The sequence below is a fragment of the Telluria beijingensis genome, from assembly GCF_030770395.1.
Classification (GTDB): Bacteria; Pseudomonadota; Gammaproteobacteria; order Burkholderiales; family Burkholderiaceae_D; genus Telluria; species Telluria beijingensis.
Genome location: NZ_CP132480.1, coordinates 3,543,586 through 3,567,340, shown reverse-complemented (window position 1 = coordinate 3,567,340; position 23,755 = coordinate 3,543,586). Strand labels below are relative to the sequence as shown.

The window sequence follows — 23,755 nt, the reverse complement described above, 5'->3', positions numbered from 1 at the left end:
AGCGCTGCTACTTGTCAAAAAGTCCACGATAGGGATTTTTCGTTGCGAAAGCAAAGAGTTGATTAGCGACTAGACATTCCGCGACGGGCGGATGCTGACTGCAAGGCAATTGCAATATTGAAACACTTTACACTAGCAACATGATAATATCTGCTGCTGGCTTAGAAACTTTGGGGCGATGGCTGCCGATGACTCTGGACGAATTCAAAAAAGCGTGTGACGAACACATGTTTTGGTGTTATGGCACCAGCTCGATATTTCAGCGACGAGAACGTAAGCTAAAATCACGCCGTGAATGGATTACTTATTTAGGAATCATCGGCCCGGTTGTCATCGGGAGTGTCGTCGGCGCTTTCGGCAAGGACTGGAAAATTGCGGACGTTGAAATTCTTCCGATTCTAGTTGTGATGGCAAGCGCGGTCGGCATCGGGCAGATAGTGCTATCTATGTGGGCCCTCGTTGCCCGCTGGGACGAAGCTTACGGCTCGGCCCAAGAGTCCGTGCGAGCAAACACTGCACTCTATAACCGCTTCAAGCACTTACGCGATTTTATGACCCAAGATTTTGAGGAGGCACTACGAGAGCCGCGGGAGGAAAATACTCGACAAGAGACGCAAGATTTGAAGCAGTCGATTAGCGAGAAGGAAAAACGCTACGCTTACCATGAATCGATGCGGTATCTTGGGTTGCCGTGTCGCGTATGTCGAGTAGTACCAACAGGAAAGGCTTCAAAATGCAATTCGTGTGGAAACTGGTAGCAATAACAAAAGGAACGCAATAATGACACCAATCGTAGCTCGGCTTGTGAAGGCGTTTGACAACCTCTCTACCGCAGAAAAAGCGGAGTTTCAGCAGTTTCTGGTTAGACGACAAACATCCTTTGGTCATGGTCTTACTATCCTGAACGAAGAACTTCGGAAAGCTCAAACCATCAACTTTGCGCCGGCGCCTGGGTCGTGCCCAACCTGCGGTAAGTAAATCAAAAAGCCTCGTTTGTCTCGTCTGTCATTACGCAGGCGGTGCAGCATAAAGTCTCGCGTTTCATGGCGGAGCATCGCCACCCCGAGCAAGCCGCGGGCGTAGCAGGACGGCGTCAGCATCGCGCGCGGCTATTTCTTTTTCGAGACATTTCACGAGTAGCATCAGCCTAGCGTTCTCACTGGCCAGACCACGGTTGAGCTCTCTGGCGTCCGCGAGGTCCCTCCGCAACTCCGCAGAGCGTTCGTCAGCAGCACGCTGCTTCTCCCGCTGCTTCTCCAACTGCTGCTTGGGCCCTTTTCCGCCCGCCGCTCGAATTTCCTCTGCAATATCGGGATACTTGGTGTGGATGAGAGTGTGGCTCACACCAGCCTCTCTAGCTACTGCGCTGATAGACGGCCCTTTACCTTGGGAGCTTGCATCCCGCCTTAGCTTTTTGAACGCAAGGGAGATTCGTTTTCGGGTGTCTTGGCTTTCAGACATTAAATACTCTCATTTGGAATTAGTTGTGCTAGGACGGCGTCGGCAACAGCAAGGCTCTTCTTGGCTTTTTCTTGCCCGCCTGGACCAATATCCGGCATTTCGATAAGTTCGATATGCTGTGCCCTGATGTTCCGCCAGACGTCCGAGAACTGGTCATCAATTACACCGTTAGCACAGTCGCCACATCTTGGTGCTTCAAACAACCCATGCCCGCCGCAGTCTCGTGCGTCAGCCAAACACCAGCTATGGCCGGTACTCCGAATATTCAGTCCCTCGCGTATACTCTCTACGAAAGCACGACGGCTCTTAAAGAACATCGGCTGGTGGTGACGCCCTGGGTAGGCCTTGATGCGTTTTCCGAGGCCTCCAGCCAGCGGTGTCGCCTCCTCCATCCAGTGGTCTACCAAGGCCAGGTCGAAGTAGTTCGTTTCGTTTTCAATGAGCTCGTACAGCTCCTTATCTGTTTCCGGCAGAGCCGCGTACCACTCAGTCATCAACACCGATGCATGTTTGTAGTGGTGCTGCAGTGTAACCAAGTCGATACGTGGACCTTTGTTCAGGTGAACCACGATTACCGCATAGGTCCTTCGAAATCGATGAGTCGAGAGAGGCGACTCAAAATGTATTCCCTTCCTCCGAGCAAACGCCTGAAGCTGCTTGTTATGGGCTTTGGTATCGGTGGATACCGCACCTCTCGACGATTCGCTCAAAAATAGGCGGGTTGAGTTCCTCTTGAGCTCCAAGATGCGAGCCGCCAGCCGGGCACGTCCAATTTCCGATTCAGCCGCCAGATACTCATCCTCAACTACGGCCAGTTCATCTGCTACTCCCTGCCTCAACGGCTCGGAGAGCCGTTCAAGTATCGTTACTGCCTTTTGCGCAATCTCGGGCGCCAGCCATCGCTCGGGTCCATCACCAATCTTTCGGGTTGCAGATTTAAGCCACCAATACGTCTCGCCATCAATGACTTCTGAATAGACAGAGCCAACTCGGATGTCACCCAGCTCATGTACTCGGCAGCCGGTAGACTGTGCGAGCACAATGTAAGCGGCCGTACGAAGGTCGGCTAACGCCGATTCAAACTCGTGAGCGTCTTTGAAGCCAGCTTGTCGGACCCGTGGCTTCTTAAAGGTGTCGCCCCAGTGGTGGCGGCTGACACGCGTGCTGGCGACGCGCCAGTCAGCATCGAGGTCGTCCCGGAGGCAAAGTATGTCTTCGGCCATGTTTAAATGCGCTAGCGCTGCGCTGAACAGTCGTGCAGCGTCCCGTAAAGGAATGAGTTCCGTACGCCTCTCTTCAGCCGCACCGGGCTCCCAGAGAGCACCGACCTGGTCGAAACGCAGTGCGGCTGCGGCCTCAGCATTAAGACTGTCGGCCAAAAATGCTCGCATTTCATGCACGCGCCTCAGGATGGAAATATGCGCGGCCAGAGTGCGGTCGACGACACCATCATCGCGCAACTTCTGAAGGTAGCGAGCTATGTCAAACGCTCGCACATCTTGGAACCGCTGAATGCCAGACGCGCTACACCACTTAGCGAATGCGTTTAACGTAATGGACCGCTTGGGAATGGTCGCTGGGTCCAATTGAACCCCACCTGGTGGTTTGCGATAGGTAAAGGCAGAAATCGCTCCCTTCAGAGACTCTATCCACTCTGGCGGAGTCTTTTGCCATTGAATCTCCTTGTCCCATTTTCCTCGGGCAGCATGCGGAAAGTATGGCGTGTAGTCCCAAACCATATCGCCGTAGTACGACAGGGGCAAGGATGAGCCATCGACCGTCTTCACATAGGTCATGACGAGTAAATCACGCTCGCTGCGGGGAAGCCGCGTAGGAGCACTATGATTTTGGTAAGACAACGCACTCATAGAACAGAACTCAATGCTGACAGCACGGTACTCGACCTCCACATTGGATGCGGTTCAGTACGGGCACGCTGTTTCTCTAAATCGACCACTCTAGCGTCAAATTTGGAGGCAATATCTCTATCAATCACTCGAATAATCCAGGCGAAGAGCTTTTTCCAGTTATCTGTTCCGATACGGCCTCGTTGCTCCAACACCGCCCAATAAAAACTAAAGAGTTTATACAAGTCGTCCTGAACTATGACCTGTGATTTGCAGCGAAAGCAAGAAAGGAAGTCAACGCAGTGTTGACCGTTTTTGGGTGCAAGCTCACCATTCAACGTGTCGCGGCATCCGGAATGCGGGGTGTTTTCGTGATGGTCGTCATCCGATAACGTCGCGACCATAACCTCGCCCGCCAAGCGATGTTCCGCCAAGAGGTCAGGCGTTACTGTTAGGTACCGTTCTGCAGCAGCAGGCGTGTTCGAGGCACTCTTAGCGGTCGCAAGCAAATCGCCCTTGGACGCTCGCCAAACCCTATTAAGCTTGGTATTCCGGAACAGTTGACTGCTCATCTTGAGACGGGTTCCATCGTCTCGGAGTAGCTGGTGCCGTTCCGTGAATGCGTCCGCTACTACGCTGAGCTCTTGAGTGCTCAAGGTGCGCAGCCTCCCATCCGTCTGGCGGTACAGCCACAGTCTCCCGTCGAGTGCCGTTCCTATAGCTGCTCTTGCCTCATCCTCCGTCAATTCAATTACACGCTGGCAGAGCTTGTACACGTCCAAGGAAACGACTTTGGTTTCAGACGATTCCAGTGGGGTCGTCGTATATGACCTAGCGCGGCGTTTGAACACCACAAGTATCTTCCGATTGACGCGGGGGTGGTCCAAAAAACAGCGGGACAAATCCCTTGGGATTTCCAGGAAAGGCGTAGGGTTAACCCCGGTCTTTAGGAATACCGCAAAAACGCATAAAGCCAAACGTGTGAGCAGGCTTCCAGGATGCGTGCCGTCGAAGACCTGAGATACCTCGAGCGCAAGGGGATATAAGAGCCGTTCCCTTTCCCCATCAGATAAGGGACGGATATAGCCCCTCCTATTTTGAAGCCCAGTAGCACCGGGGAAGGGATTACGCGGAAAAATGTCGGGGTCCAACAGCAGCTTTCGTCGCGCGAGTTCAGCGAGGACAGTCTTCGTTTTTGAAAAATTGGTCCGTGCTGTATTCTTCGCCCAACGTTCACCGTCAGGCTTCACTTGCATAGCCAGCCAACCAGCATACTCCTCCATAAGCGCAAGGTTGATACTGGAGAGCGCAGGCGGTCTTCCTTGCTCTGTTAGTTCACAGCAGAACTGCCACCAATTTGCCAAACCGCTGTTTACGATAGTCTGCAATGTCCGGGGCTCAGGTCGTCCAGCCGTCACCATCGCGGTGAGAACTCCCACAATTCCAAACACTGTATCGTCGAACCCCCGGCCAAGATACGGCGAGAAATCCGCTTCCTGTACGCGGCCATCCGGAAGCGGAATCGAAAACTTGGCAGAATTCGCGACACTGACCTCCCTTGCGACCGTGATGGGGATTACTGGCGCCGTCACCGGGCCGCCAATCCCAAAATCTTTTTTCTTGGCCATCTATGTTTACTTCTGCTTTTCTAAGTAGCCCAGCACCAGTGAATCTATCTCGGACTGGTACCGCGTCCCGTATGCATCATCTATGGCATCCAGGAAGTGAAGGTAGCGTGACGTCGTCGTAACGGAGGAGTGACCCAGCAGGCCCTTCAGAACCACGATAGGCGACCCCCTCAGCCGTCCTGCGCGCTTCAAGTCTTCCAGCGCAGCCAGTGTATGAGTCGCGAAAGTGTGCCGCAGCATATGAGGATGAATGTGGAATCCCAGGCGCTCGCCAAGTCGGCCCAACGGTGCAACTAGGCCATCAGCTGCGAATGGCTCGCCAAAACGCGTGAGGAACAAATTTGGTGGTTTCGAAGCTCCCACTTTTTCCAGCTCCGGCCGGACAGCCTCTCGATACTGCCAGAGGCGGTTCATGCAAGGGACCGAAACCCGAACAATCCTTGGCTTGTCGTTCTTCGTATCCATATCACGCGGGTTCAAATGCACAGCGACCGATTTGACCTTCGCGGACAACTTGCTGCAATCCACCACGTATTTGGATGGGAACGTAATAATCTCTTCTGCACGAAGCCCGGCGTTAAGACCGAGGTGCAGCATCGCGTGGTGGGTAGGATTTGATACGGTGCGCAAGACCGCATCAATCTGATTTCTCGAGAGCACAACCAATGGCTCACCTACTTCGCGCATATGCAAGTCAGTCGTTTGGCGCTTCCCTACGCGCCCAGACGTGTGGCTCAGCATTCCATCTGGATGTGACGACACCACCTCGATGTTCTGAAAAGGAAGCTCATCAACAAGACCTTCTCTCCATGCCCAGAGATAGAAGCGTCTAATGAGGCCGACCTTGTCATTGATGTAACCCGGCTTGTTTCCGACCGTCTTGTCACACCAACGAACGTAATGCGCCAACGGTGCAACATCACCGCTCATCATTCCCGGGATATAGTTCCAGCGAAGCCCTTTCGCCTCTAGGTAGCCGAAGTAGTCATAGAGGTGGCGGCCGTAGGATTCCCAGGTTTTTTCGTCTCGTGCGCCAGCTTTACCAAGAAGCTCGTCGACAAAGAACTGGAGCGCCACCTCCACAACCGCTCCGTTGGAGTCGATAAGGATTGGGAAGCCCTTGTAGGGCTGACCACCAACTTCGAACCGTGAATCGCTTAGGAAGAGGTTCAAAACCTTGCCCCAAGCAAACGCGCAACCCAACAAGCACGTTGGTCAAGCCAGCATGGCCCAGCTAACCCAAGCTTCCTAAATGTCCCGCGCCTAATCACTGTTCCTCCGAGTTCAGGGCTGGCTAACGTCGCCACGCCGGAACAGCAGAGTACAGGCTTTCTTTCAAGGTTTCAATAGGATGTCGGAAGATGCGCGTAGCTTACCTGTTCCTACAGATGTTCAAAAATAGGTTTCAATCGCATGTCGTAAGAACAGCCGATGTCGACGCCTACCGCAGCCGGGATCACCGCCCCCAGGGTCGGAATCACGCTGCCGATCGTCGAGCCCTTGCCTACATGGACGTCAGGCATCACGGCGACGTGGTGGAAGATGAAGGGCAGTTGTGCCAGTTTCGACAGCTGTTCCTTCGCTACGGGCTCGACCGGCACGCCCCTGGTCCACATCTTGACAGGGCTGGCCTTGCCGCCGCCGCCCAGCACATCGTAATCGTGTTGTTCCATGCGGCGCATGATGGCGCAAATCGCAGAAGGATGGTGTTCGCCTGGCCAAAATGGCGCTGTCCTTGTCGCTATTGCTATACTCGGCACACTACACTGTTGCATGAATGAACAATGAAACTGCCGATGCGCCTTCCTCTCATCCTCCTGGCTCCGCTGCTGCTGACCGGCTGCTTTATAGAGACATCGACATATTCCATCGATCCCAACACCGATCACGCGATTACGGTCAGGGTGGAAAAGGGAACTTTCTGGGCCAAGGACGGCACGCTGCGCGTGATCCTGTCACGCCTGCCGGATTGCCAACGCCAGATCGAGCTGGGCGAGGTCTGGCTGTCCGGCTTGCAGGTCGAGTTGTTCGGCAACGGCAATAACGCCTACACGCTGCGCGCCGACGACCAGGCCTGGCGGCTCGACACCACCGACTGCAGCGTCCAGGAAGCGCCGGACGCCGATGCGGTGACCGGCCTGCCGCTGGGAATCTTCGAACTCGGCGACGACAATAAACTCACCTTCGAGAAGCCGGACGCCGCGGGGGAATAGTTCAGGGCCGCAGCCAGCCGCGTCCGATCGGCAGCGCCAGCAGCCGGTGATAGACCAGCTCGAGTGCCGGCAAGGCGCGCGCGCAGGCGGCGCGCGCCAGTGGCGTATAGGCCAGCAGCGCGAATCCGCCCGAGACCAGCAGCGCGCCGATCATGTCCTTCGGCCAGTGCACGCCCAGGTAGACCCGCGACCAGGCCACGAGTAGCGACAACGGCAGCAGCGCCAGTCCCAGGCTGCGCGCCAGTGGCACGCGGCTGAAGGCAAGCACCAGCGCCACCGAGAAGATGCTGGTCGCATGGTCGCTGGGGAAGGAACTGTCGGGCGCGTGCAGCAGGAAGGTATGGCCAACCTCGGCCACGAAGGGGCGCGGGCTGTACCACAGGTGGCCGATCGTGGCGTTCAGGGTCAGTGCCGAAGCCGCCGCCAGGAAGGCGCGGAAGGCGACTTCACGTCCTGGTCCCGTACCGCCCACCCACAGCAGCACCAGGGAAACAGGCACCAGGAAGATCAGCCACTCGGCCGCGAACAAAGCCCCGAGCAATTGCCAGCCAGTCAGACCAGCGTGGGCGTTGAGGGCCGAAAACAGGATGAGATTGACGTGCTCGAACATGGCGTGGGCGTTGGCGATGAAAAATTGATAACTTTTTCAGCAGCTTAGCCCATCCATTCGTGCGCACTTCTGGCAAAGTGCAACAGAATGTGACAATAAAGTGACAGCCGATGCGGCCGTCGCCTAGCGCCTGTGCAGCAGGGAGCGCAGTTGGGCGAGTTCGGCCTGCCTGCCCGATCTCTCCAGCACGCTTTCCAGCAGCGACTGGCCATTCTCTCGCTGCATGGTCCACTGGGTAAAGTATTCGTGCACGGTGCGCCAGGGCGGGAAGTCGGGCGGCATCGCGCGCCAGGTGGTTCCGGTGTGCAAGAAATACAGGACGGCGCAGAACACATCGTACAAATCGTGCTTGCGCGGACGGGTCTTGCGGCGGGCAGCCTCGAGCATGGCGCGCACGCCTTCGAACTGGTCGCGGGGTATATCGCTGGGAAAGGCTGGACGATCCATAATGACCTCCAAAACAACTTGGAGGTCCTGATCTGGAACAGGTTCCCGTTGTATTTACAACTTAACCCATTCCACGAAGATCAGTCGCGCGCCAGCGCGAGGAACTCGGTGCGCAGCGCCAGGTTCGGTTGCAGCTCGCCCAACAGGGTCGAGGTGATGGTTTCTTCGCCGATGGCGCGGATGCCACGGCTTTCCATGCACATGTGGCGGCACTTGACGACGACACCGACCGCCTTCGGTTCCAGCACTTCCATCAGCGCATTGGCGATCTGCATCGTCATGCGTTCCTGCACCTGCAGGCGCTTGGAAAAGATGTCGACCAGGCGGGTCAGTTTCGACAGGCCGACGATCTTGCCGTTCGGCAGGTAGCCGACGGTAGCCTTGCCGAAGAACGGCGCCAGGTGGTGTTCGCAATGGCTGTAGACCGGGATGCCGCGCACCACGATCAGTTCATTGTATTCCTCGGCGCCATCCTCGAACGCCTTGAGTACCTCCACCGGATCCTGGTCGTAGCCCGAGGTCCAGTGTTTCCAGGCTTTCGCGACGCGCGCCGGCGTTTCGACCAGGCCCGGACGTTCCGGATTCTCGCCCAGGCTGGTGAGGAGACGACGCCAGTCGTGTTCGGTGAAAGCTTCTTTGTCAGACATGGTGCACCTTAAAAAAACGATTGCCGCAAGTATATAGAAATCCCCTGTAGCCGGTCGGTGACTGCCCTATTCTTGAGCAAAATTAAATCCGATATGACACAGATGACTTAGGGTTGAGCGTGGTTCCAGCCTTGGAGAGCGCCATGTTCGGCAGCACGGTTCTGGAAGTCGCCATCGGCCTGGCATTTTGCTATGGCACGCTGGCGCTGGTCGTCACTACTTTGCAAGAGGCGCTGGCGGCCAGCTTCCGCCTGCGGGCGAGCATGCTGCACGACGCCATCAAGCTCATGCTGGGCGACCCGCGCTTCGACGGCATGGCGCGGGCGCTGTACGCGCATCCGCTGGTCAATCCGCGCGCCGGCGCGATCGATCCCGGCGCGCGCCTGCCCGCCAGGCTACGCCCATCCTACATCGAACCGGCCAATTTCGCGCTCGCGCTGGTCGACGCCATCCGCGGCGGCCACGGTTCGCTCGAAGCCGACATCGCGGCCGTCCCCGATCCCCAGTTGCGGCGCACCCTGCAGACCCTGTACCAGCAGGCTGGGGGCGACCTGCAGCGCTTCCAGGCGGCGCTCGCCGGCTGGTTCGAGACCGCCATGGAGCGCCTGTCCGGCGTCTACAAACGGCGCCAGCTGCTGATCTCGTTCCTGGTCTCGCTGCTGCTGACCATCCTCTTCAATATCGACAGCATCCACCTGTTCCAGACGCTGTGGCAGCATCCCGCCATGGCGGCCCACATTACCACCGTGCCCGACGGGCTCGATGCCGACGTGATGGCCCAGCTCTGGGTGCTGCCGATCGGCTGGCAGGTGTTCCCACCGGTACTGGACGCCGATTTCGCGCTGCAGGCCTCCGGCTGGCTGGTCACGGCCAGCACGACCCTGTTCGGCGCGCCGTTCTGGTTCGACATCCTGCAGCGCGCGATCAACCTGCGCGGCACCGGCGCCAAGCCGGCGCCGCTCAATGTTGAACAGGCCATGGCCATGGCCCCCGCCCCGGCCTCGATCCCGGCCGCAGCGCGCGCCGGCGACGGCGTGACGGTGGTGGTGGCGCCGGTCCAGTCCTGATGTCCTGACTAGCAGCCGGGCGGCCGGTGGGCGTCCACCAGGACGCTCGAGATCGACATCTGCGGCACCCGTTCCGGCCACTCGTCGCCGGGACCGAACCAGCGGGCCTCGGCGATCTCGCTGGTATCGACCAGGATCTCGCCGTCGAGGTAGTCGGCCGTGAACGCCAGCATCAGCGAATGCGGGAAAGGCCATGACTGGCTGGCGAAGTAGCGCAGGTTGTGCACGCGCAGGCCCACCTCTTCGAACACCTCGCGGTGGATCGCTTCCTCGATCGATTCGCCCGCCTCCAGGAAGCCGGCCAGCGGCACGAAGCGCTGCGTCGCGTGCAGCAGGTGCTTGGCCAGCAGCACCGAGTCGCCCTTGCGGATCAAGACCATCATGGCCGGCGAGATGCGCGGATAGGCCATGTGGCCGCAATTGGCGCACTTGAAGCAGCGCTCGCCGACGGCCAGCACCGTGCCGCTGCCGCACACGCCGCAGAAGCGGTGGGTGCGCGCCCATTCGGCGACCTGGAAGGCCCGTCCCGCAACGCCCACCAGCGCCTCGTCGAGCACGCCGAACAGCGCGCGCAGGCCGCGCCAGGCATAGCCCGGCGGCAGCGCGGGTTCCAGGTCGAACCAGCCGGCCTGGCAATAGCGTCCATCCAGCAGGCCGAGCGGCTGCAGGTTGTCGCGCGCCACGCCCAGGCGTTCCAGGGTCGCCGCGCCTGGCAGGGCCGGCCCGTCTTCGCGCACCAGCAGCTGTCCCTTGTGGAACAGGAAGCTCAGGGGTTCCGGATCGGGGTGGGCTGCGAACAGCGGCGTGAAGGCGGCGGGCGTCTGGAGCATGGTCGATGGGGTGGTGGCGTCAGTCCGGCGATGATACCGCCTTTCGCGGCAAGCTTCAGGCAGCCTCGCTACTGCCCAGGCGGCCCTGGCGCCACGACCGGATGGCGCGACCGAATTCGCCACGCACCCCCGAACTAATCCTGAACGGCCGCGCTCAAAGAATGGCTGACCGCCGCAGGCCGCACGCTGCCATCGGCCCCTTTCGCCGCTGCACCGACCAGGAGATGACGATGGACGATACCCCCGTTGTGCTCGGCATAAACCGCGGCCGGCATGCGAGCATCTGCCTCATGCACGGCGCGCACGTGCAATGGTCGATCCAGAAAGAACGCCTCACGCGCCGCCGGCACCACCCAGGCGAGCCGGGCGACGTCGACGCCGTCTACCTGCCGTGCCTGTCCGGGCTCGAGCGTCCGCTCGACGTGCTGGTCGAATGCCATGCCGCCGGCGACGCCGCCGCGCACGATGCCGAGGCCGGCGACGACCGCAAGCTCGCCTTCGCCCATGGCGCGCGGCGCGCCCGCATCCCGCAGCACCTGGCCCACGTCTACAGCGCCTTCCACCCGTCTCCCTTCCGCGAGGCGGCCGTGCTGGTCCTGGGCAGCCATGACGACGCCGGCCCAGGCGACGATCGCGCGCTCGCCACCTGCTACCGCGTCGACCGCGAGCGCATCGCCTGCATCGGCCAGCAGGTCGCGGGGGACGGCGAGCATCTTGCGGCCGGACTCGGCATGTTTTATTTCCGGCTGACCCAGGCGCTGTTCCCGGGCGCAGGCAACGAGGGCAAGGTGGCCGACCTGGCGCCCTATGGCGACCCGCAGGCGCCCGGGCTGCCGCCGCTCGCGGTCGAGGGCATGCAGGTCACCATCCCGCAAGCCTGGCAAGAGGTCCTCGGCGACACCGCACGCTGTCGCTTCGGCGCGCCCCAGGCCAGCTTCACCGACTGCGCCAACCTGGCGGCGGCCGGCCAGCGCGCCTTCGAAGAAGCGCTGCTGGCGCTAGCGCGCTGGCTGCGCCTGCGCACCGGCCTGGACGACCTGTGCCTCGCCGGCGGCGCCGCCCTCAACAGCGCGGCCAATGCGCGCCTGCTGCGCGACGGCCCGTTCCGGCGCCTGTTCGTGCCGCCCGCTCCCGGCGCGGCCGGCGCCGCCCTCGGCTGCGCCATCCACGGCCTGCTCGAGCTGGCCGGCCTCAGCGCCGACTTCCGCTGGACCCACGACTATCTCGGCCCCGCGCCGCAGCTGGCCGACATCGAGGCGGCGCTCGATGGCGCCCCAGACCTGATCGTCGAGCATCCGCGCGGACGCGACGCCCTGTGCGCGCGCATGCTCGACCTGCTGTGCTCCGGCCGGGTCGTCGGCCTGTACCAGGGCCGCAGCGAATTCGGGCCGCGCGGGCTGGGCCACCGGAGCATCCTGGCCGATCCGCGCCGCGAGCGCATGCGCGACTGGATCAATGCCCGCGTCAAGGAGCGCGAGTGGTTCCGCCCTTTCGCGCCGATGGTGGCCGAAGAACGCGCTTTCCAGTATTTCGACCTGCAGGCGCCTTCTCCCTTCATGCAGTTCGCGGTCCCGGTGCGCAGCAGCGTCATGCCGCTGCTGGCGGCGGTTACCCACGTCGACGGCAGCGCGCGCCTGCAGACAGTCGGCCCCAGCGACGACCCGGTGCTGCGCGCCCTGCTGGCCGGCTTCGAGGTGCGCACCGGGGTGCCGGTCCTGCTCGGCACCTCCCTGTGCGGCCGGGACGAACCCCTGGTCGAGACGCCGCAAGAAGCCGTCGCCACCTTCCGCCGCATGCCGCTGCACGGCCTGGCCATGCCGCCCTACCTCGTCATGAAGCGCCACGAACCGGGGTTGCCGGCATGATCCGCGGCTATCCACGCCACGCCAGCCCCTCGCTTGGCGAGCGCCTGCCGCGACGACAACGATCGTGAGAGGAGAAAGCCATGCTCCGGCGGCCATTGCTGCATCGTCTGCAGGTCCAGTCCATCGTGGTATTCCGCGCGCTGCACCTGGGCGACATGCTGTGTGCGGTCCCGGCCCTGCGCGCGCTGCGCACCGCCCTGCCCAAGGCGCACATCGCCCTGGTCGGCCTGCCCTGGGCCGCGCAATTCGTCCATCGCTTCTCGGCCTACCTGGACGAGTTCCTGCCGTTTCCCGGTCACCCGCTGCTGCCCGGGCAAACCGTCCACCACGACGACCTGCCGCCGTTCTACGCCACGGTCTGCGCGCGCGAATTCAGCCTGGCCGTGCAACTGCACGGCGGCGGCGACATCGCGAACCACATCGTTTCCGGATTCGGCGCCGCCGCCATGGCCGGCCACTGTCGCGGCAAGCCCCTGGTCACCGAAAAAACCGTCCTCACGCCCTACCCCGAAACGGGCGCCGAGCCGGAGCGCCTGCTGCACCTGGTCGGCCAGCTCGGCGCGCCGGCCGCCGGCACCCACCTCGAGTTCCCGGTCCTGCGCGACGACGAGGACGAGCTCGCCGCCAGCGGCCTGGCAACAGGGCTCGAACCGCAGGGCTATATTTGCGTCCACACGGGTGCGCGCCAGCGCGACACGTGCTGGCCGCCGGAGCGCTTCGCCCATGTAGCCGACCGCCTCGCCGACGAGTTCGGCATGCGCATCGTCCTGACCGGATCGGCCGACGAGGCGCCGCTGGCGCAGGCGGTCGCCGACCGCATGCATGCGCCTGCCGTCATTGCCGCCGCGCCGATCTCGATCGGCGCCATGGCGGCCCTCATGAGTCGTGCGCGGCTGCTGATCTGCAATGACACCGGGGTGTCGCATATCGCGGCCGGGCTCGGGCTGGACAGCGTGGTGATCTTCAGCAAAGCCGACATCGCGCGCTGGGCGCCGCTCGACCGCCTGCGCCACCGCTGCATCTGGGATCCCGGCGCCGAGCGCGCCAGCGTGGTGCTGCAGCATGCACGCGCCCTGCTCACCGGCGCCGAGCCCAGCCGGCAACGGGCGGCGGGAATGTGGCCTTATTGGTAGACAACACTCGCAAGATCATTATTGAACTGGCAATGAACCGATTGAATATCGATACTTGTCACCGTTCACCGTCAGTTACGGGTAACGTTGACAAGTTTGCAGCTCGCGCGAGGGCGAATTTGTTTAGCACGATGCTGCGACCCGGCCTGACGGATGCGGTCGACGGCCCAAGCGTTGTATTCCCGCCTGAAATCTCACCAATTCCCACGCAGCAAATACTTTTTTCATCCAAAATAGCTGGACAATCACGACTCATCTGCTTCATGGACAAACTGTCATCACTGGTCGGCCGCTACTCATTCAATGCCCGTATTTTCTACAACGGGACCTTCTGCGACGCCAATCAATTTACTGAAGACGGGATCCGCGGCCAGCTGCATGTGGTACGGGCAGGCCCGGTGGATTTCATCCATGACGATGGCGCGGTGATCAACGTTACCGAACCCAGCCTGCTGCTCTACCCGCGCGGCACCAGCCACCGCCTGCAAGTGGCCCCTGGCCACAGCGCCACCCTGCTGTGCGCACATATCAGCTTCCAGGATGGCATCAGCAATCCCCTGGCGCGTATCCTGCCATCGTGCCTGGTGCTGCCGCTGAGCGAGATCGCCGGCCTGCAAGGCACGATCGCGCTGCTGTTCGACGAGGCCGCGCGTACCGAACCGGGACGCGACGTGATCCTGGACCGGCTGTGCGACGTGCTGCTGATCCAGGTCTTGCGGCGCGAATTCGACAGCGGCAGGTTGTCGCTGGGCTTGCTGGCGGGGCTGTCCGACCGCCAGTTGTCGCTGGCGCTGGCCGCCATCCACGAACGGCCGCACGAGCCCTGGAGCCTGCAGACCCTTGCCCAGGTCGCCTGCATGTCGCGCGCCGCGTTCACCGAGCGCTTCCGCGAGGTGATGGGCATTCCGCCGGGCGAATACCTGACGCGCTGGCGCATCGGCGTCGGCAGCCGCCTGCTGCGCCAGGGCATGCCGGTCAAGCAGGTCAGCAGCCGCACCGGCTATACCAGCCCCTCCACCTTCACGCGCGCCTTCACCACGATGATGGGCGCCTCGCCGCGCGAGTGGCTCAAGCAGGCGGCCGGCTGAGTCACAAGCTGGATTCACAGCCCGGATTCACAGACCGAATTCACAGGCCAAAACGACAACGCAGACGATCCTGGCGGACGCGTCTGCGTTTTGATGTGTCGGGCGGCCGTCGCGGCCGCCACCTTCGATTACTTTAGCAGGCGGGTGCGGCACGCCACGGTGGCGATCACCAGGGCCAGGCCGCCGACGTAGGCGATGGCTGCCTGCATGCCGACGAAGTGGGCGACGGCGCCGATTGCCGGCGGGCCCATCAGGCTACCGCTGTAGGCCATGCTGGCCACCGCGGCCAGGGCCGCCGGACCCTGCGCGCCGGCGGCGCTGAACACGAAGGGGAACACCAGGGCCAGGCCGACGCCGGCGATCGCGAAGCCGCCCAGGGCGACGTAGGCGTTCGGCGCCAGCACCGCGAAGAACAGGCCCGAGGCTGCGACCAGCGCGCCCAGGGTCACCAGGCGCTTGGCGCCATGGCGTTCCTTCATCCTGTCGCCGACCATGCGCGACATCAGCATCATCACCGAGAACGCGGACAATGCCAGCGGCGCCAGGCCGTCCGAGGCGCCGAAGTGTTCTTTCAGGAACAGGCCGCTCCAGTCGGCGATGCTGCCTTCGGCCATCGAACCGAAGAAACCCAGCAGGCCCAGCAGGACCAGCGGACCGCGCGGCAGTGCGAACTTCTTCTTCTCGACCTTGGCGCCGGCTTCGTCCGCTTCCAGCAGGTTGACGGCGAGCCACAGCAGCACGGCCAGCGGACCGGCCAGCATCAGGAAGTGGGTCGCCGGGGCGATCTTCATGCTGGCCATCAGGCTGCCCAGGGTGGCGCCGACCAGGCCGCCGGCGCAGCACAGGCCGTGCAGGCGCGACATTTCAGACTTGCCGCTCTCTTTTTCGCGGCGGGCGGCGGCCGAGTTCATGGCGACGTCGAAGGTGCTGGCGGTGATGCCCAGCATCAGGACCGCCATCATCAGGCGCGCCACGTCCGGCGCCTTGCCGATCGCTACCAGCACGCACAGCAGGGCCAGGCCGGCCGCCAGGATGGTCTTGCGCGCGCCGAAGCGGCTCATCATGAACGACGAAATCGGGTACGACACCACGGCGCCGAGGCCGCCGCACAGCAGCACCATCGACAGCGCGGCATGCGACACATTGACGCCCGCGGCCAACGCCGGGATGCGGCCGGCCCACGAGCCCATGATCAGGCCGAACAGGGCGAACACCACCGGCAGCGAATACTGCTGGGCTAGTACGAGTGCGGAAGAAGAACGGCGTGGAACAGAAACAGTGGTTTGCATGTAGCAGCGAAATGTTAAATTGTTTGAGGTGTAAAGGGATTGCCTGAGTGCTTTTTACAGCCCGGACGCGGTTAAAATATTTACGTCAGGAAGCTGATGGACGGCAATTCTAAACACCTTTATTCGCTTTTCTTTTCCGTGCGGAAAAATATTTGAAGACGTTGTATTGCGCTGACGCAAAGAAGACAACTTACTTGGCAGGCAAATACAAAAACCTGACTGAACAGCAAGAACAAGCATTGAAGATGCGAGAATTTAGGCAGAGATGTAAGCAACTATTGCTGGTTTGACGATCCGAACACAGGGTTGTCAGGAGTCCGAAAAAATGTTGCATCGCAATAAATCTGCAGAAAAATGTGGTGCGCTGCAGACCGATGAGCATGCTGGAAAGGCATGAATGACATCGCCTGATACAGGCCATCCGCTCCACCTTTTACGGTTGAGTTCGTAAAAGAAATTGCGGCGAATTGTTAAATTCTTGCGCGCATGCGACACCGATTCATGCGGCACGGATGCGCACCATGAAAAAAGGGCCGCCCGCAGGCGGCCCAAACAGGGAGCAATTACGTCTTACTTGGCCAGGTGCTTTTTGAGCTCGGTACCGGCTTGCAGCACTTGCGAACGCACGCCCGGCACGGTGGCCAGCGGGTTCAGCAGGCCGAAGTCGTGGATCATGCCGTTGTAGCGGGTGACGGTCACGTCCACGCCGGCCTGGTCCAGCTTGCGGCCGTAGGCTTCGCCTTCGTCACGCAGTACGTCGTTCTCGGCCACCTGGATCAGCGCCGGCGGCAAGCCCTTCAACTGCGGCAGGGTCGCTTGCAACGGCGAAGCGTAGATTTCCTTGCGCTTGGCGGCATCCTTGGTATAGCTGTCCCAGAACCACTTCATCATATTGCGGCTCAAGAAGTGACCGTCTGCAAACTGCTTATAGGAACCGGTCTCGAAGTTGGCGTCGGTCACCGGCCACATCAGCACCTGGTAGCGCAGTTTCGGGCCGCCCTTGTCCTTGGCCATCAGGGTCAGCGCGGCCGCCATATTGCCGCCGACGCTGTTGCCGGCCACGGCCAGGCGGCTGCCGTCGATATTCAATTCCTTGCCATGTTCCGCCACCCACTTGGTTGCGGCATAGATCTCGTTGATCGCCACGCCGTAGCCGGCTTCCGGCGAGCGGGTATAGTCGACGAAGACCGCCACCGCACCCGAACTTTCGACCACGTCGCGCACCAGGCGTTCATGGGTCGGATAGTCGCCCAGCACCCAGCCGCCGCCGTGGATGAACATGAAGGCGGGCAGCACACCCTTGACCCCGGCCGGCCGCACGATCTTGAGCTTGATCTGCTTGCCGTCGACGGTGATGACCTTGTCCGACACGTCGGCCTTCGGCAGATTCACCTTGACGCTCTTTTGCGCGCCTTCCAGCACCTTGCGGGCATCCGCCGGCGACAGTTGCTCGATCGGCTTTCCGCCGCCCGAATTGAGCGCGGTCAGGAATTCGGCGGTACGGCGCTCCACGGTGGGGGCGATGTCGGCCGCGGCTGCGGCGCCATAGGTCAGGGCCAGCGATGCGGCGATCAGTGCTTTGCTCAGGGTGTTCATGGTCAATCCTTTCTTGTTGGGTTCTGTCGGGCGGGGGCCGTCTGCCACATTAGCAGCGCGCCGCGCGCCTTCATTGCATAAACGGATCATTCTCAGTACTGCCAGGCGCTTCCAATACCACGATTAAATCGTACACTACTTATTTATCCGGGCAACCCACCGATGGCAGGTTGCCGCATCCCCCGGTGGTCCGGGGGAGCGTGCGTCATACCAGTTGCAGGGTCACGTCGATATTGCCGCGGGTTGCGTTCGAGTAGGGGCAGACGATGTGGGCGCGGTCGATCAGGGTCTGCGCTTCGTCCGCCGGCACGCCCGGCAGGCTGATCTTCAGGGTGACTTCGATGCCGAAGCCGGTCGGGATCGCGCCGATGCCGACAGTCCCTTCCACCGACACGTCCGGCGAGATCTTGAGCTTGTCGCGGTTGGCGACGAATTTCATGGCGCCCAGGAAGCAGGCCGAATAGCCGGCGGCAAACAGCTGTTCCGGGTTGGTGCCGGCCTGGCCGGCGCCGCCGAGTTCTTTCGGGGTGGTCAGCTTCACGTCCAGCACGCCGTCCGAGGAAACGGCGCGGCCTTCACGGCCGCCGGTGGCTTTGGCGTTTGCACGGTAGAGGACTTGTTCGATTGCCATGATGAGACTCCTTGTGTGGTCGGCGGTAACACCCGCCCGATTCTATTTAAGCACTATTTAGTAGCGCGCTATTTAAATGATTTGCTGCCTTGGCCCGCCGACCCGTTTGCTTGTCCGTTCGGCGCTGCCATGGAAAGCATATTACATAGCTCGCGATTTAATTGCAAACGATTTGTGTTACAAGATGTAACCGGGCTGCTGCCGCGGTCCGCTCACAGCAACCTGACCGACTCCCTCACGATCAGGCTCAGTTGCGGCACCTCTCCTTCCGGCTGCTCGTGCGCCAGCATGGCCAGCATCCGGCGCCCGATGCCGATCCCGGCGTCGTACAGCGGCTGGCGTACCGTGGTCAGCGGCGGCGTCGTGTACATCGAGCTTTCCAGGTCGTCGAAGCCCACCAGCGAGATGTCTTCAGGTACCCGGATATTGCGCCGGTACAGCGCCAGCCGCGCGCCATAGGCGGTCAGGTCATTGGCCGCGAAGAGGGCGGTGAAACGCTGGTTGGCCACCAGCAGCTGGTTCAGCGCCAGCAGGCCGCCGGATTCGCTGAAGTCGCCCGCCGCCACCAGCCGCGGATCGACCTCGATGCGGTGTTTGGCCAGGGTGTCGTGGTAGCCGGCCAGGCGCGCCCGCGCGTCGCGGTGGTCGTCCGGCCCGGCGATGTGGGCGATGCGACGATGGCCTTGCGCGACCAGGTACTCCACCGCCTCGCATGCGCCGCGGTAGTTATCGAGGCAAAAGCCGTGGGTGCGCTCGCCCTGCACCTCGCGCCCGAAGGCGACGATCGGCACCCGCCGCGAGAAATCCAGGATCTGCTGGTCGCTCATGTTCCCGCTGAGGATTGCCAGGCCGTCGACCCGGCGCCCGATCAGCAGTTCGACCCGCTCGGCCTCTTCGTCGGCATGCCAGTGGCCGCTCATGATCAGGAGCGCATAGCCGGCCGCCTTGACCGCATCCTCGATGCCGACCATGGCGCGGTTGAAGTAGCCGCTCTCGAGCGACTGGGTCAGCACGCCGATGGTGCGGGTGCTGCCGATCTTGAGGCTTTGCGCCAGGCGGTTGGGCTTGTAGTTCAGCTCATCGATGACGCGCTCGATGATGCGCCGCTTGTCGTCCGACACCTTGGCGGTGCCGTTCAGGAAGCGCGACACCGTGGCGGGAGAGACGCCGGCGGCGCTGGCGACCTGGTACAGGGTGCTGGTACCGCTTTCAGGGTTTTTCATGAGGCGTTCTGGACTCGGCCGCGGCAATTTGTTGCTTGAAGTATATCACGCGTAATCACCCAAAAAGGATAGATGCAAGCCTCCGATGAAAATCTTTCATAAGACTGGCGTCGTTGACATGCAACAAACCCGGAAGACCTTCGTTCAAATTTCAGTTGACTTTATTTTACGGACGAAATTACTATGAAACCGTTTTCAGAGTTTGTGAAATCGATTTCTCATAAATTCGCTGTTAGCGCTCTCACCGTCCACCAGATTCGTCCATAAAACTATATTTCGGAGACAAGTAATGACCAAGACTACGCCCGCGGGGGCCGCAGTTCGCACCGTTTCGTCCGCACCCATCCGCCTCGCCATCCTGACCCTGCTCGCCAGCATCGGCAGCGCCCAGGCCCAGAGCGCATCCGATCCCGCCTCCCCTGCCGCCGCCACGCCGCCGGCAGTGGTCGACAATGGCCAGATCGCCGAGGTGAAAGTCACCGCCACCAAGCGTTCGACCTCGCTGCAGCGCACCCCGATCGCGGTCACCGCACTGAATGCCGCCACCCTGCAGGACAACCACGTTCAAACGATGCTCGACGTGGTGGCGCTGGTGCCGGGCTTCCAGGCCACGGCCCAGGGCGACCACGGCGTCACCACCATGACCCTGCGCGGCATCGGCAACGACAGCGCCAAGACCGAGTACGCCGACCCCGAGGTCGCGTCCTTCGTCGACAACGTCTACTCGCCGCGCGCCGAAGGCGCCACCGCCCTGATGTTCGACATCGAGGGCATCGAGGTGCTGCGCGGCCCGCAAGGCACGCTGTGGGGCCGCAATTCCACCGTCGGCGCGGTCAATATCCAGACCGTCAAGCCGGAACTGAACAGCCGTTCGGGCTATCTCGAAGGCGGCATCGGCGACTACAACCGCCTGGGCGTGCGCGGCGCGGTCAACATCCCGGTCGCCGACAACGCGGCGCTGCGCTTCGCCGTGGTGCACGAGCGCCACGACGGCTATGTCGACTACCAGCGCTTCAAGAATCCATCGGTCGAATCGCAGCGCGCAGCCTACCTGGCCTCCGGCGCCGACCCGGCTGGCTTCCGTCCGATCAACCCGAATATCTTCGCCTCCGGCGGCGACAAGTACAGCGCCCAGGACCAGAGCGCGGCGCGCCTGTCGCTGCTGTGGCAACTGGCGCCCAACGTGCGCTGGGACATCGCCTACGAAAAATTCATCGACCGCGGCACCCCGAGCGCCAACCTGATGCAGGTCCCGCGCGCCGGCGAGAAGCACTGGTCGACGCTGTCTGACAGCGCGCCATGGATCAACCGCGACAGCCACAATGTGCGCAGCCGCCTGAGCTGGGACATCAGCCCCGACATGGCGCTGCAATACGTGGCCGGCTGGTCCAAGTACAGCGGCGACATGCGCTTCGACCAGGATGGCGGCACCGTGGTCCCGACCTCGATCACCACCGGCGGCATCTTCCAGGAACACACCACGGTCGACTCCAACTACAAGAGCCACAGCCACGAACTGCTGCTGCAATCGACCGGCACCCGCACCATCGACTGGCAGGTCGGTGCCTATTATGGCAACGAGAAGAACGACATCCGCTTCGACATCGCCGGCATGCGGGCCACGCCGGACGGCGCCGTCAACTGGCAGGGTTCCTTCATCCAGCCGAAGCAGACCGTGGACACCTCGGCCGTGTTCGGCCAGGCCACCTGGAACATCTCCGATGCCTGGCACCTGACCGGCGGCGTGCGCTACACCCACGACAAGCGCGTCCACATCGGCGGCCGCGGCTACACCTGGGGCTATGACGCCAGCGCGCCGCAACTGCCGCTCAACCCGCAGATCGACCCGCGCGACCCGGCCAACGGCTACGTGGAGGGCGTGCCGAACGACGGCCGCTACAGCGACAACAAGGCCACCGGCCTGGTGCGCCTGAACTACGACATCGACCGCAACAATATGGTGTATGCGAGCGTATCGACCGGCTACAAGTCGGGCGGCGTGCAGGACCGCGGCCTGCCATATCAACCAGAGACGCTGACCAACTACGAGATCGGCTCCAAGAGCACCTTCCTGGACGGCGCCCTGCGCATCAACAACGCGCTGTTCTACATGGACTTCAAGGACTTCCAGTTCAATTCGCCGGTCAGCTTCCCGGACGGCAGCCGCGGCCTGGCCATCGAGAACGCCGACGGCGCCGAAGTCTACGGCCTGGAAACCGAGATCGCCGCCCGCATCGCCAAGGATGGCCGCCTGTCGGTCTCCCTCGCCGTGCTGGACACCAAGCTCGGTCGCCTGATCGCCGGCTCTAACGACTACGCGCTGCCGCCGTGCACGATCGATCCGCGTATCTCGACCTGCCTCGACGTCACCGGCCACAAGCTGCCGCACGCGCCGACCTTCTCGACCACGGTCCAGTACCAGCACACCTTCTACCTGGCCAACGGCGGCACCCTGGTGCCGCGCATCACGGCGCGCTACGAGGATGAAGTGCGCCTGAGCGTGTTCGACCTGGGACCGGAAGACCGCCAGAAAGCCTACGGCAGCGCCGACATCGGCCTGCGCTACGCGAAGGACAAATGGTGGGTCGACGCCTTCGTGCGCAATGTGAGCGACGAGAAGATCAAGACCAGCGCCTTCAACGGCTTCGGTCCGTGGCTGGCGCAGTACAAGCCGCCGCGCACCGTCGGCATCAACACCGGCTTCGACTTCTAAGAGCCGCAGCACCGCAGGCGCCCACCCGGCGCCTGCTTTTTTGCTTTTACCCGCTTATCCACACGCCACGCCTGCGATCCGAGAGTTCCATGACCAAGAGCCCCAACTTCGATTTCAACAACGACTTCCCATCCGACTTCACCTGGGGCGTGGCCACCAGCTCGTTCCAGATCGAAGGCGCGCACAACGTCGACGGCAAGGGGCCGTCGATCTGGGACATCTTCTGCCAGGACAAGGCCAATATCAAGGACGGCAGCGACGGCACCGTCGCCTGCGACCACTACCACCGCTACCGCGAGGACGTCGACATCATGGCCTCGCTGGGCGTGGACGCCTACCGCTTCTCGCTGGCCTGGGCCCGGGTCCAGCCTGATGGCAAGGGCGCCTGGAACGAAGCCGGCTTCGGCTTCTACGACCGCCTGCTCGACGCCCTGGCCGAGAAGAATATCCGTCCCCACGCCACGCTGTACCACTGGGACCTGCCGCAACGGCTGCAGGACGATGGCGGTTGGCTGAGCCGCGACACCGCGCACCGCTTCGCCGACTACGCCCATGAAGTGGCGCGCCGCTTCGGCGACCGGATCGAGGCGATCGCCACCCACAACGAACCGTGGTGCACGGCCAACCTCGGCTACGGCAACGCCCAGTTCGCGCCCGGCGTGGTCGACCTGCGCCAGTCGATCCAGGTCTCGCACCACCTGCTGCTGTCGCACGGCCTGGCGATGAGCGCCATGCGCGACGTCGGCAGCAAGGCGCAGCTGGGCATCGTGCTGAACCAGTGGACCGCCGATGCGGCCACCGATTCGCCTGAAGACCGCGCGCTGGCCGAGTTCGAATACGCGCGTTCGGTGCAGTGGTTCATGGACCCGATCTTCAAGGGCCATTACCCCGAACTGGCCCTGCGCGGCCATGGCGCCAATGCGCCGAGGGTAGCCGACGGCGACTTCGACATCATCAAGCAGAAGATCGACTTCCTCGGCTCGAACTATTACTTCCGCAGCTGGTGCAGCGCCGCCACCCCGCCGGTACCGGCGCCGGCGCCCCACGGCGTCACCGACATGGGTTGGGAGATCTTCCCGGAAGGCCTGCCGGAATTGCTGATCAAGCTGAAGAATGAATACCCCGACCTGCCGCCGGTGTACATTACCGAGAATGGCATGGCCAATCCCGACGTGGTCGAGAATGGCCGGGTCCACGATCCGGCACGCATCGCCTACGTGCGCAGCCACCTGGCGGCGCTGAAACAGGCGATGGATGCCGGCGTCGACGTGCGCGGCTACTTCCTCTGGAGCCTGCTCGACAACTTCGAGTGGAATTCGGGCTACGCCAAGCGCTTCGGCATCGTGCACGTGGATTACGCGACCCAGCAGCGCACCCTGAAGGACAGCGCACTGTGGTATCGCGAATTCATCGCAAACCGCATCAAGACTTGATCGCATAAAAAATAGACGCGACAAGGAGGAGACA

18 protein-coding genes and 2 pseudogenes are annotated in these 23,755 nt (G+C 62.1%); 8 read left to right on the top strand and 12 right to left on the bottom strand.

Annotation, left to right across the window (positions count from 1 at the left end; genetic code table 11):
- The first annotated feature begins 188 nt into the window (after positions 1-188).
- Positions 189-758, top strand: a complete 570-nt coding sequence (locus Q9246_RS15725; RefSeq protein ID WP_306391582.1) for a mobilome CxxCx(11)CxxC protein — start codon at positions 189-191, stop codon at positions 756-758.
- 702 nt (positions 759-1,460) lie between these two features.
- Here Q9246_RS15725 and Q9246_RS15720 read toward each other — a convergent pair.
- From Q9246_RS15720 to Q9246_RS15705, 4 genes and pseudogenes are all read right to left on the bottom strand, one after another.
- The gene (locus tag Q9246_RS15720) at positions 1,461-3,257 is read right to left on the bottom strand and encodes a site-specific integrase (protein WP_306391581.1); all 1,797 of its coding nucleotides are present in this window, start codon (positions 3,255-3,257) and stop codon (positions 1,461-1,463) included.
- A 68-nt stretch (positions 3,258-3,325) separates the two neighbouring features.
- Positions 3,326-4,936: a hypothetical protein gene (locus Q9246_RS15715; RefSeq protein ID WP_306391580.1), complete on the bottom strand. Its 1,611-nt coding sequence runs from the start codon at positions 4,934-4,936 to the stop codon at positions 3,326-3,328.
- A gap of 6 nt (positions 4,937-4,942) precedes the next feature.
- Complete coding sequence (locus Q9246_RS15710) at positions 4,943-6,109, bottom strand: tyrosine-type recombinase/integrase (protein WP_306391578.1); 1,167 nt, start codon at positions 6,107-6,109, stop codon at positions 4,943-4,945.
- 251 nt (positions 6,110-6,360) lie between these two features.
- Positions 6,361-6,609, bottom strand: a pseudogene (locus Q9246_RS15705) (RtcB family protein); the annotation flags it as partial.
- Between the two features lie 123 nt (positions 6,610-6,732).
- On the opposite strand from Q9246_RS15705, the gene Q9246_RS15700 reads away from it, so the two are divergent.
- A complete protein-coding gene (locus Q9246_RS15700; RefSeq protein WP_306391576.1) occupies positions 6,733-7,149 on the top strand; it encodes a hypothetical protein in 417 nt (138 codons plus the stop codon).
- A 1-nt stretch (position 7,150) separates the two neighbouring features.
- Here the strand turns inward: Q9246_RS15700 and Q9246_RS15695 are convergent, their stop codons facing one another.
- From Q9246_RS15695 to folE, 3 genes and pseudogenes are all read right to left on the bottom strand, one after another.
- Entirely contained in the window at positions 7,151-7,759 is a 609-nt protein-coding gene (locus Q9246_RS15695) for a phosphatase PAP2 family protein (protein ID WP_306391574.1), read from the bottom strand.
- A gap of 171 nt (positions 7,760-7,930) precedes the next feature.
- Positions 7,931-8,206 (bottom strand): annotated as a pseudogene (locus Q9246_RS15690) (transposase); the annotation flags it as partial.
- Positions 8,207-8,286: 80 nt separating this feature from the next.
- A complete protein-coding gene (folE, locus tag Q9246_RS15685; RefSeq protein WP_109345918.1) occupies positions 8,287-8,853 on the bottom strand; it encodes a GTP cyclohydrolase I FolE in 567 nt (188 codons plus the stop codon).
- Positions 8,854-8,996: 143 nt separating this feature from the next.
- Between folE and Q9246_RS15680 the strand changes: the two genes are divergently transcribed.
- Positions 8,997-9,920 carry a hypothetical protein gene (locus tag Q9246_RS15680; protein ID WP_306391571.1) on the top strand — a complete coding sequence of 308 codons (924 nt, stop codon included), beginning with the start codon at positions 8,997-8,999 and terminating at the stop codon, positions 9,918-9,920.
- A gap of 8 nt (positions 9,921-9,928) precedes the next feature.
- On the opposite strand, the gene nudC is transcribed toward Q9246_RS15680, so the two are convergent.
- Positions 9,929-10,750, bottom strand: a complete 822-nt coding sequence (gene nudC / locus Q9246_RS15675; RefSeq protein ID WP_306391568.1) for an NAD(+) diphosphatase — start codon at positions 10,748-10,750, stop codon at positions 9,929-9,931.
- 230 nt (positions 10,751-10,980) lie between these two features.
- Here nudC and Q9246_RS15670 point away from each other — a divergent pair, with 230 nt between their 5' ends.
- The 3 genes from Q9246_RS15670 (at position 10,981) to Q9246_RS15660 (ending at position 14,836) form a co-directional block, all read left to right on the top strand.
- Positions 10,981-12,615, top strand: a complete 1,635-nt coding sequence (locus tag Q9246_RS15670) for a carbamoyltransferase C-terminal domain-containing protein (protein ID WP_306391566.1) — start codon at positions 10,981-10,983, stop codon at positions 12,613-12,615.
- Positions 12,616-12,695: 80 nt separating this feature from the next.
- Entirely contained in the window at positions 12,696-13,748 is a 1,053-nt protein-coding gene (locus Q9246_RS15665) for a glycosyltransferase family 9 protein (protein WP_306391564.1), read from the top strand.
- A 263-nt stretch (positions 13,749-14,011) separates the two neighbouring features.
- Positions 14,012-14,836 carry an AraC family transcriptional regulator gene (locus tag Q9246_RS15660; protein WP_306391562.1) on the top strand — a complete coding sequence of 275 codons (825 nt, stop codon included), beginning with the start codon at positions 14,012-14,014 and terminating at the stop codon, positions 14,834-14,836.
- A gap of 128 nt (positions 14,837-14,964) precedes the next feature.
- Here Q9246_RS15660 and Q9246_RS15655 read toward each other — a convergent pair whose 3' ends face one another.
- The 4 genes from Q9246_RS15655 to Q9246_RS15640 all read right to left on the bottom strand — a co-directional run bounded on the left by Q9246_RS15655 (position 14,965) and on the right by Q9246_RS15640 (position 19,575).
- Entirely contained in the window at positions 14,965-16,125 is a 1,161-nt protein-coding gene (locus Q9246_RS15655; RefSeq protein WP_306391560.1) for an MFS transporter, read from the bottom strand.
- A 570-nt stretch (positions 16,126-16,695) separates the two neighbouring features.
- Positions 16,696-17,721: an alpha/beta hydrolase gene (locus Q9246_RS15650; RefSeq protein ID WP_306391558.1), complete on the bottom strand. Its 1,026-nt coding sequence runs from the start codon at positions 17,719-17,721 to the stop codon at positions 16,696-16,698.
- 205 nt (positions 17,722-17,926) lie between these two features.
- Complete coding sequence (locus tag Q9246_RS15645) at positions 17,927-18,352, bottom strand: organic hydroperoxide resistance protein (protein WP_306391557.1); 426 nt, start codon at positions 18,350-18,352, stop codon at positions 17,927-17,929.
- A 212-nt stretch (positions 18,353-18,564) separates the two neighbouring features.
- Positions 18,565-19,575 (bottom strand): LacI family DNA-binding transcriptional regulator, encoded by a 1,011-nt coding sequence (locus tag Q9246_RS15640; protein WP_306391555.1) that lies wholly within the window; start codon positions 19,573-19,575, stop codon positions 18,565-18,567.
- Between the two features lie 289 nt (positions 19,576-19,864).
- On the opposite strand from Q9246_RS15640, the gene Q9246_RS15635 reads away from it, so the two are divergent.
- Together Q9246_RS15635 and Q9246_RS15630 are read left to right on the top strand one after the other, a co-directional pair.
- Positions 19,865-22,288: a TonB-dependent receptor gene (locus Q9246_RS15635; protein WP_306391553.1), complete on the top strand. Its 2,424-nt coding sequence runs from the start codon at positions 19,865-19,867 to the stop codon at positions 22,286-22,288.
- A gap of 89 nt (positions 22,289-22,377) precedes the next feature.
- Entirely contained in the window at positions 22,378-23,721 is a 1,344-nt protein-coding gene (locus Q9246_RS15630; RefSeq protein WP_306391551.1) for a GH1 family beta-glucosidase, read from the top strand.
- Positions 23,722-23,755: the final 34 nt, after the last annotated feature.

Coding starts and splice junctions, on each gene's coding strand:
- Q9246_RS15725 (WP_306391582.1), top strand. CDS start 189: ATGACTCTGGACGAATTCAAAAAAGCGTGTGACGAACACATGTTTTGG.
- Q9246_RS15720 (WP_306391581.1), bottom strand. CDS start 3,257: ATGACCTATGTGAAGACGGTCGATGGCTCATCCTTGCCCCTGTCGTAC.
- Q9246_RS15715 (WP_306391580.1), bottom strand. CDS start 4,936: ATGGCCAAGAAAAAAGATTTTGGGATTGGCGGCCCGGTGACGGCGCCA.
- Q9246_RS15700 (WP_306391576.1), top strand. CDS start 6,733: ATGCGCCTTCCTCTCATCCTCCTGGCTCCGCTGCTGCTGACCGGCTGC.
- Q9246_RS15695 (WP_306391574.1), bottom strand. CDS start 7,759: ATGTTCGAGCACGTCAATCTCATCCTGTTTTCGGCCCTCAACGCCCAC.
- folE (WP_109345918.1), bottom strand. CDS start 8,853: ATGTCTGACAAAGAAGCTTTCACCGAACACGACTGGCGTCGTCTCCTC.
- Q9246_RS15680 (WP_306391571.1), top strand. CDS start 8,997: ATGTTCGGCAGCACGGTTCTGGAAGTCGCCATCGGCCTGGCATTTTGC.
- nudC (WP_306391568.1), bottom strand. CDS start 10,750: ATGCTCCAGACGCCCGCCGCCTTCACGCCGCTGTTCGCAGCCCACCCC.
- Q9246_RS15670 (WP_306391566.1), top strand. CDS start 10,981: ATGGACGATACCCCCGTTGTGCTCGGCATAAACCGCGGCCGGCATGCG.
- Q9246_RS15665 (WP_306391564.1), top strand. CDS start 12,696: ATGCTCCGGCGGCCATTGCTGCATCGTCTGCAGGTCCAGTCCATCGTG.
- Q9246_RS15660 (WP_306391562.1), top strand. CDS start 14,012: ATGGACAAACTGTCATCACTGGTCGGCCGCTACTCATTCAATGCCCGT.
- Q9246_RS15655 (WP_306391560.1), bottom strand. CDS start 16,125: ATGCAAACCACTGTTTCTGTTCCACGCCGTTCTTCTTCCGCACTCGTA.
- Q9246_RS15650 (WP_306391558.1), bottom strand. CDS start 17,721: ATGAACACCCTGAGCAAAGCACTGATCGCCGCATCGCTGGCCCTGACC.
- Q9246_RS15645 (WP_306391557.1), bottom strand. CDS start 18,352: ATGGCAATCGAACAAGTCCTCTACCGTGCAAACGCCAAAGCCACCGGC.
- Q9246_RS15640 (WP_306391555.1), bottom strand. CDS start 19,575: ATGAAAAACCCTGAAAGCGGTACCAGCACCCTGTACCAGGTCGCCAGC.
- Q9246_RS15635 (WP_306391553.1), top strand. CDS start 19,865: ATGACCAAGACTACGCCCGCGGGGGCCGCAGTTCGCACCGTTTCGTCC.
- Q9246_RS15630 (WP_306391551.1), top strand. CDS start 22,378: ATGACCAAGAGCCCCAACTTCGATTTCAACAACGACTTCCCATCCGAC.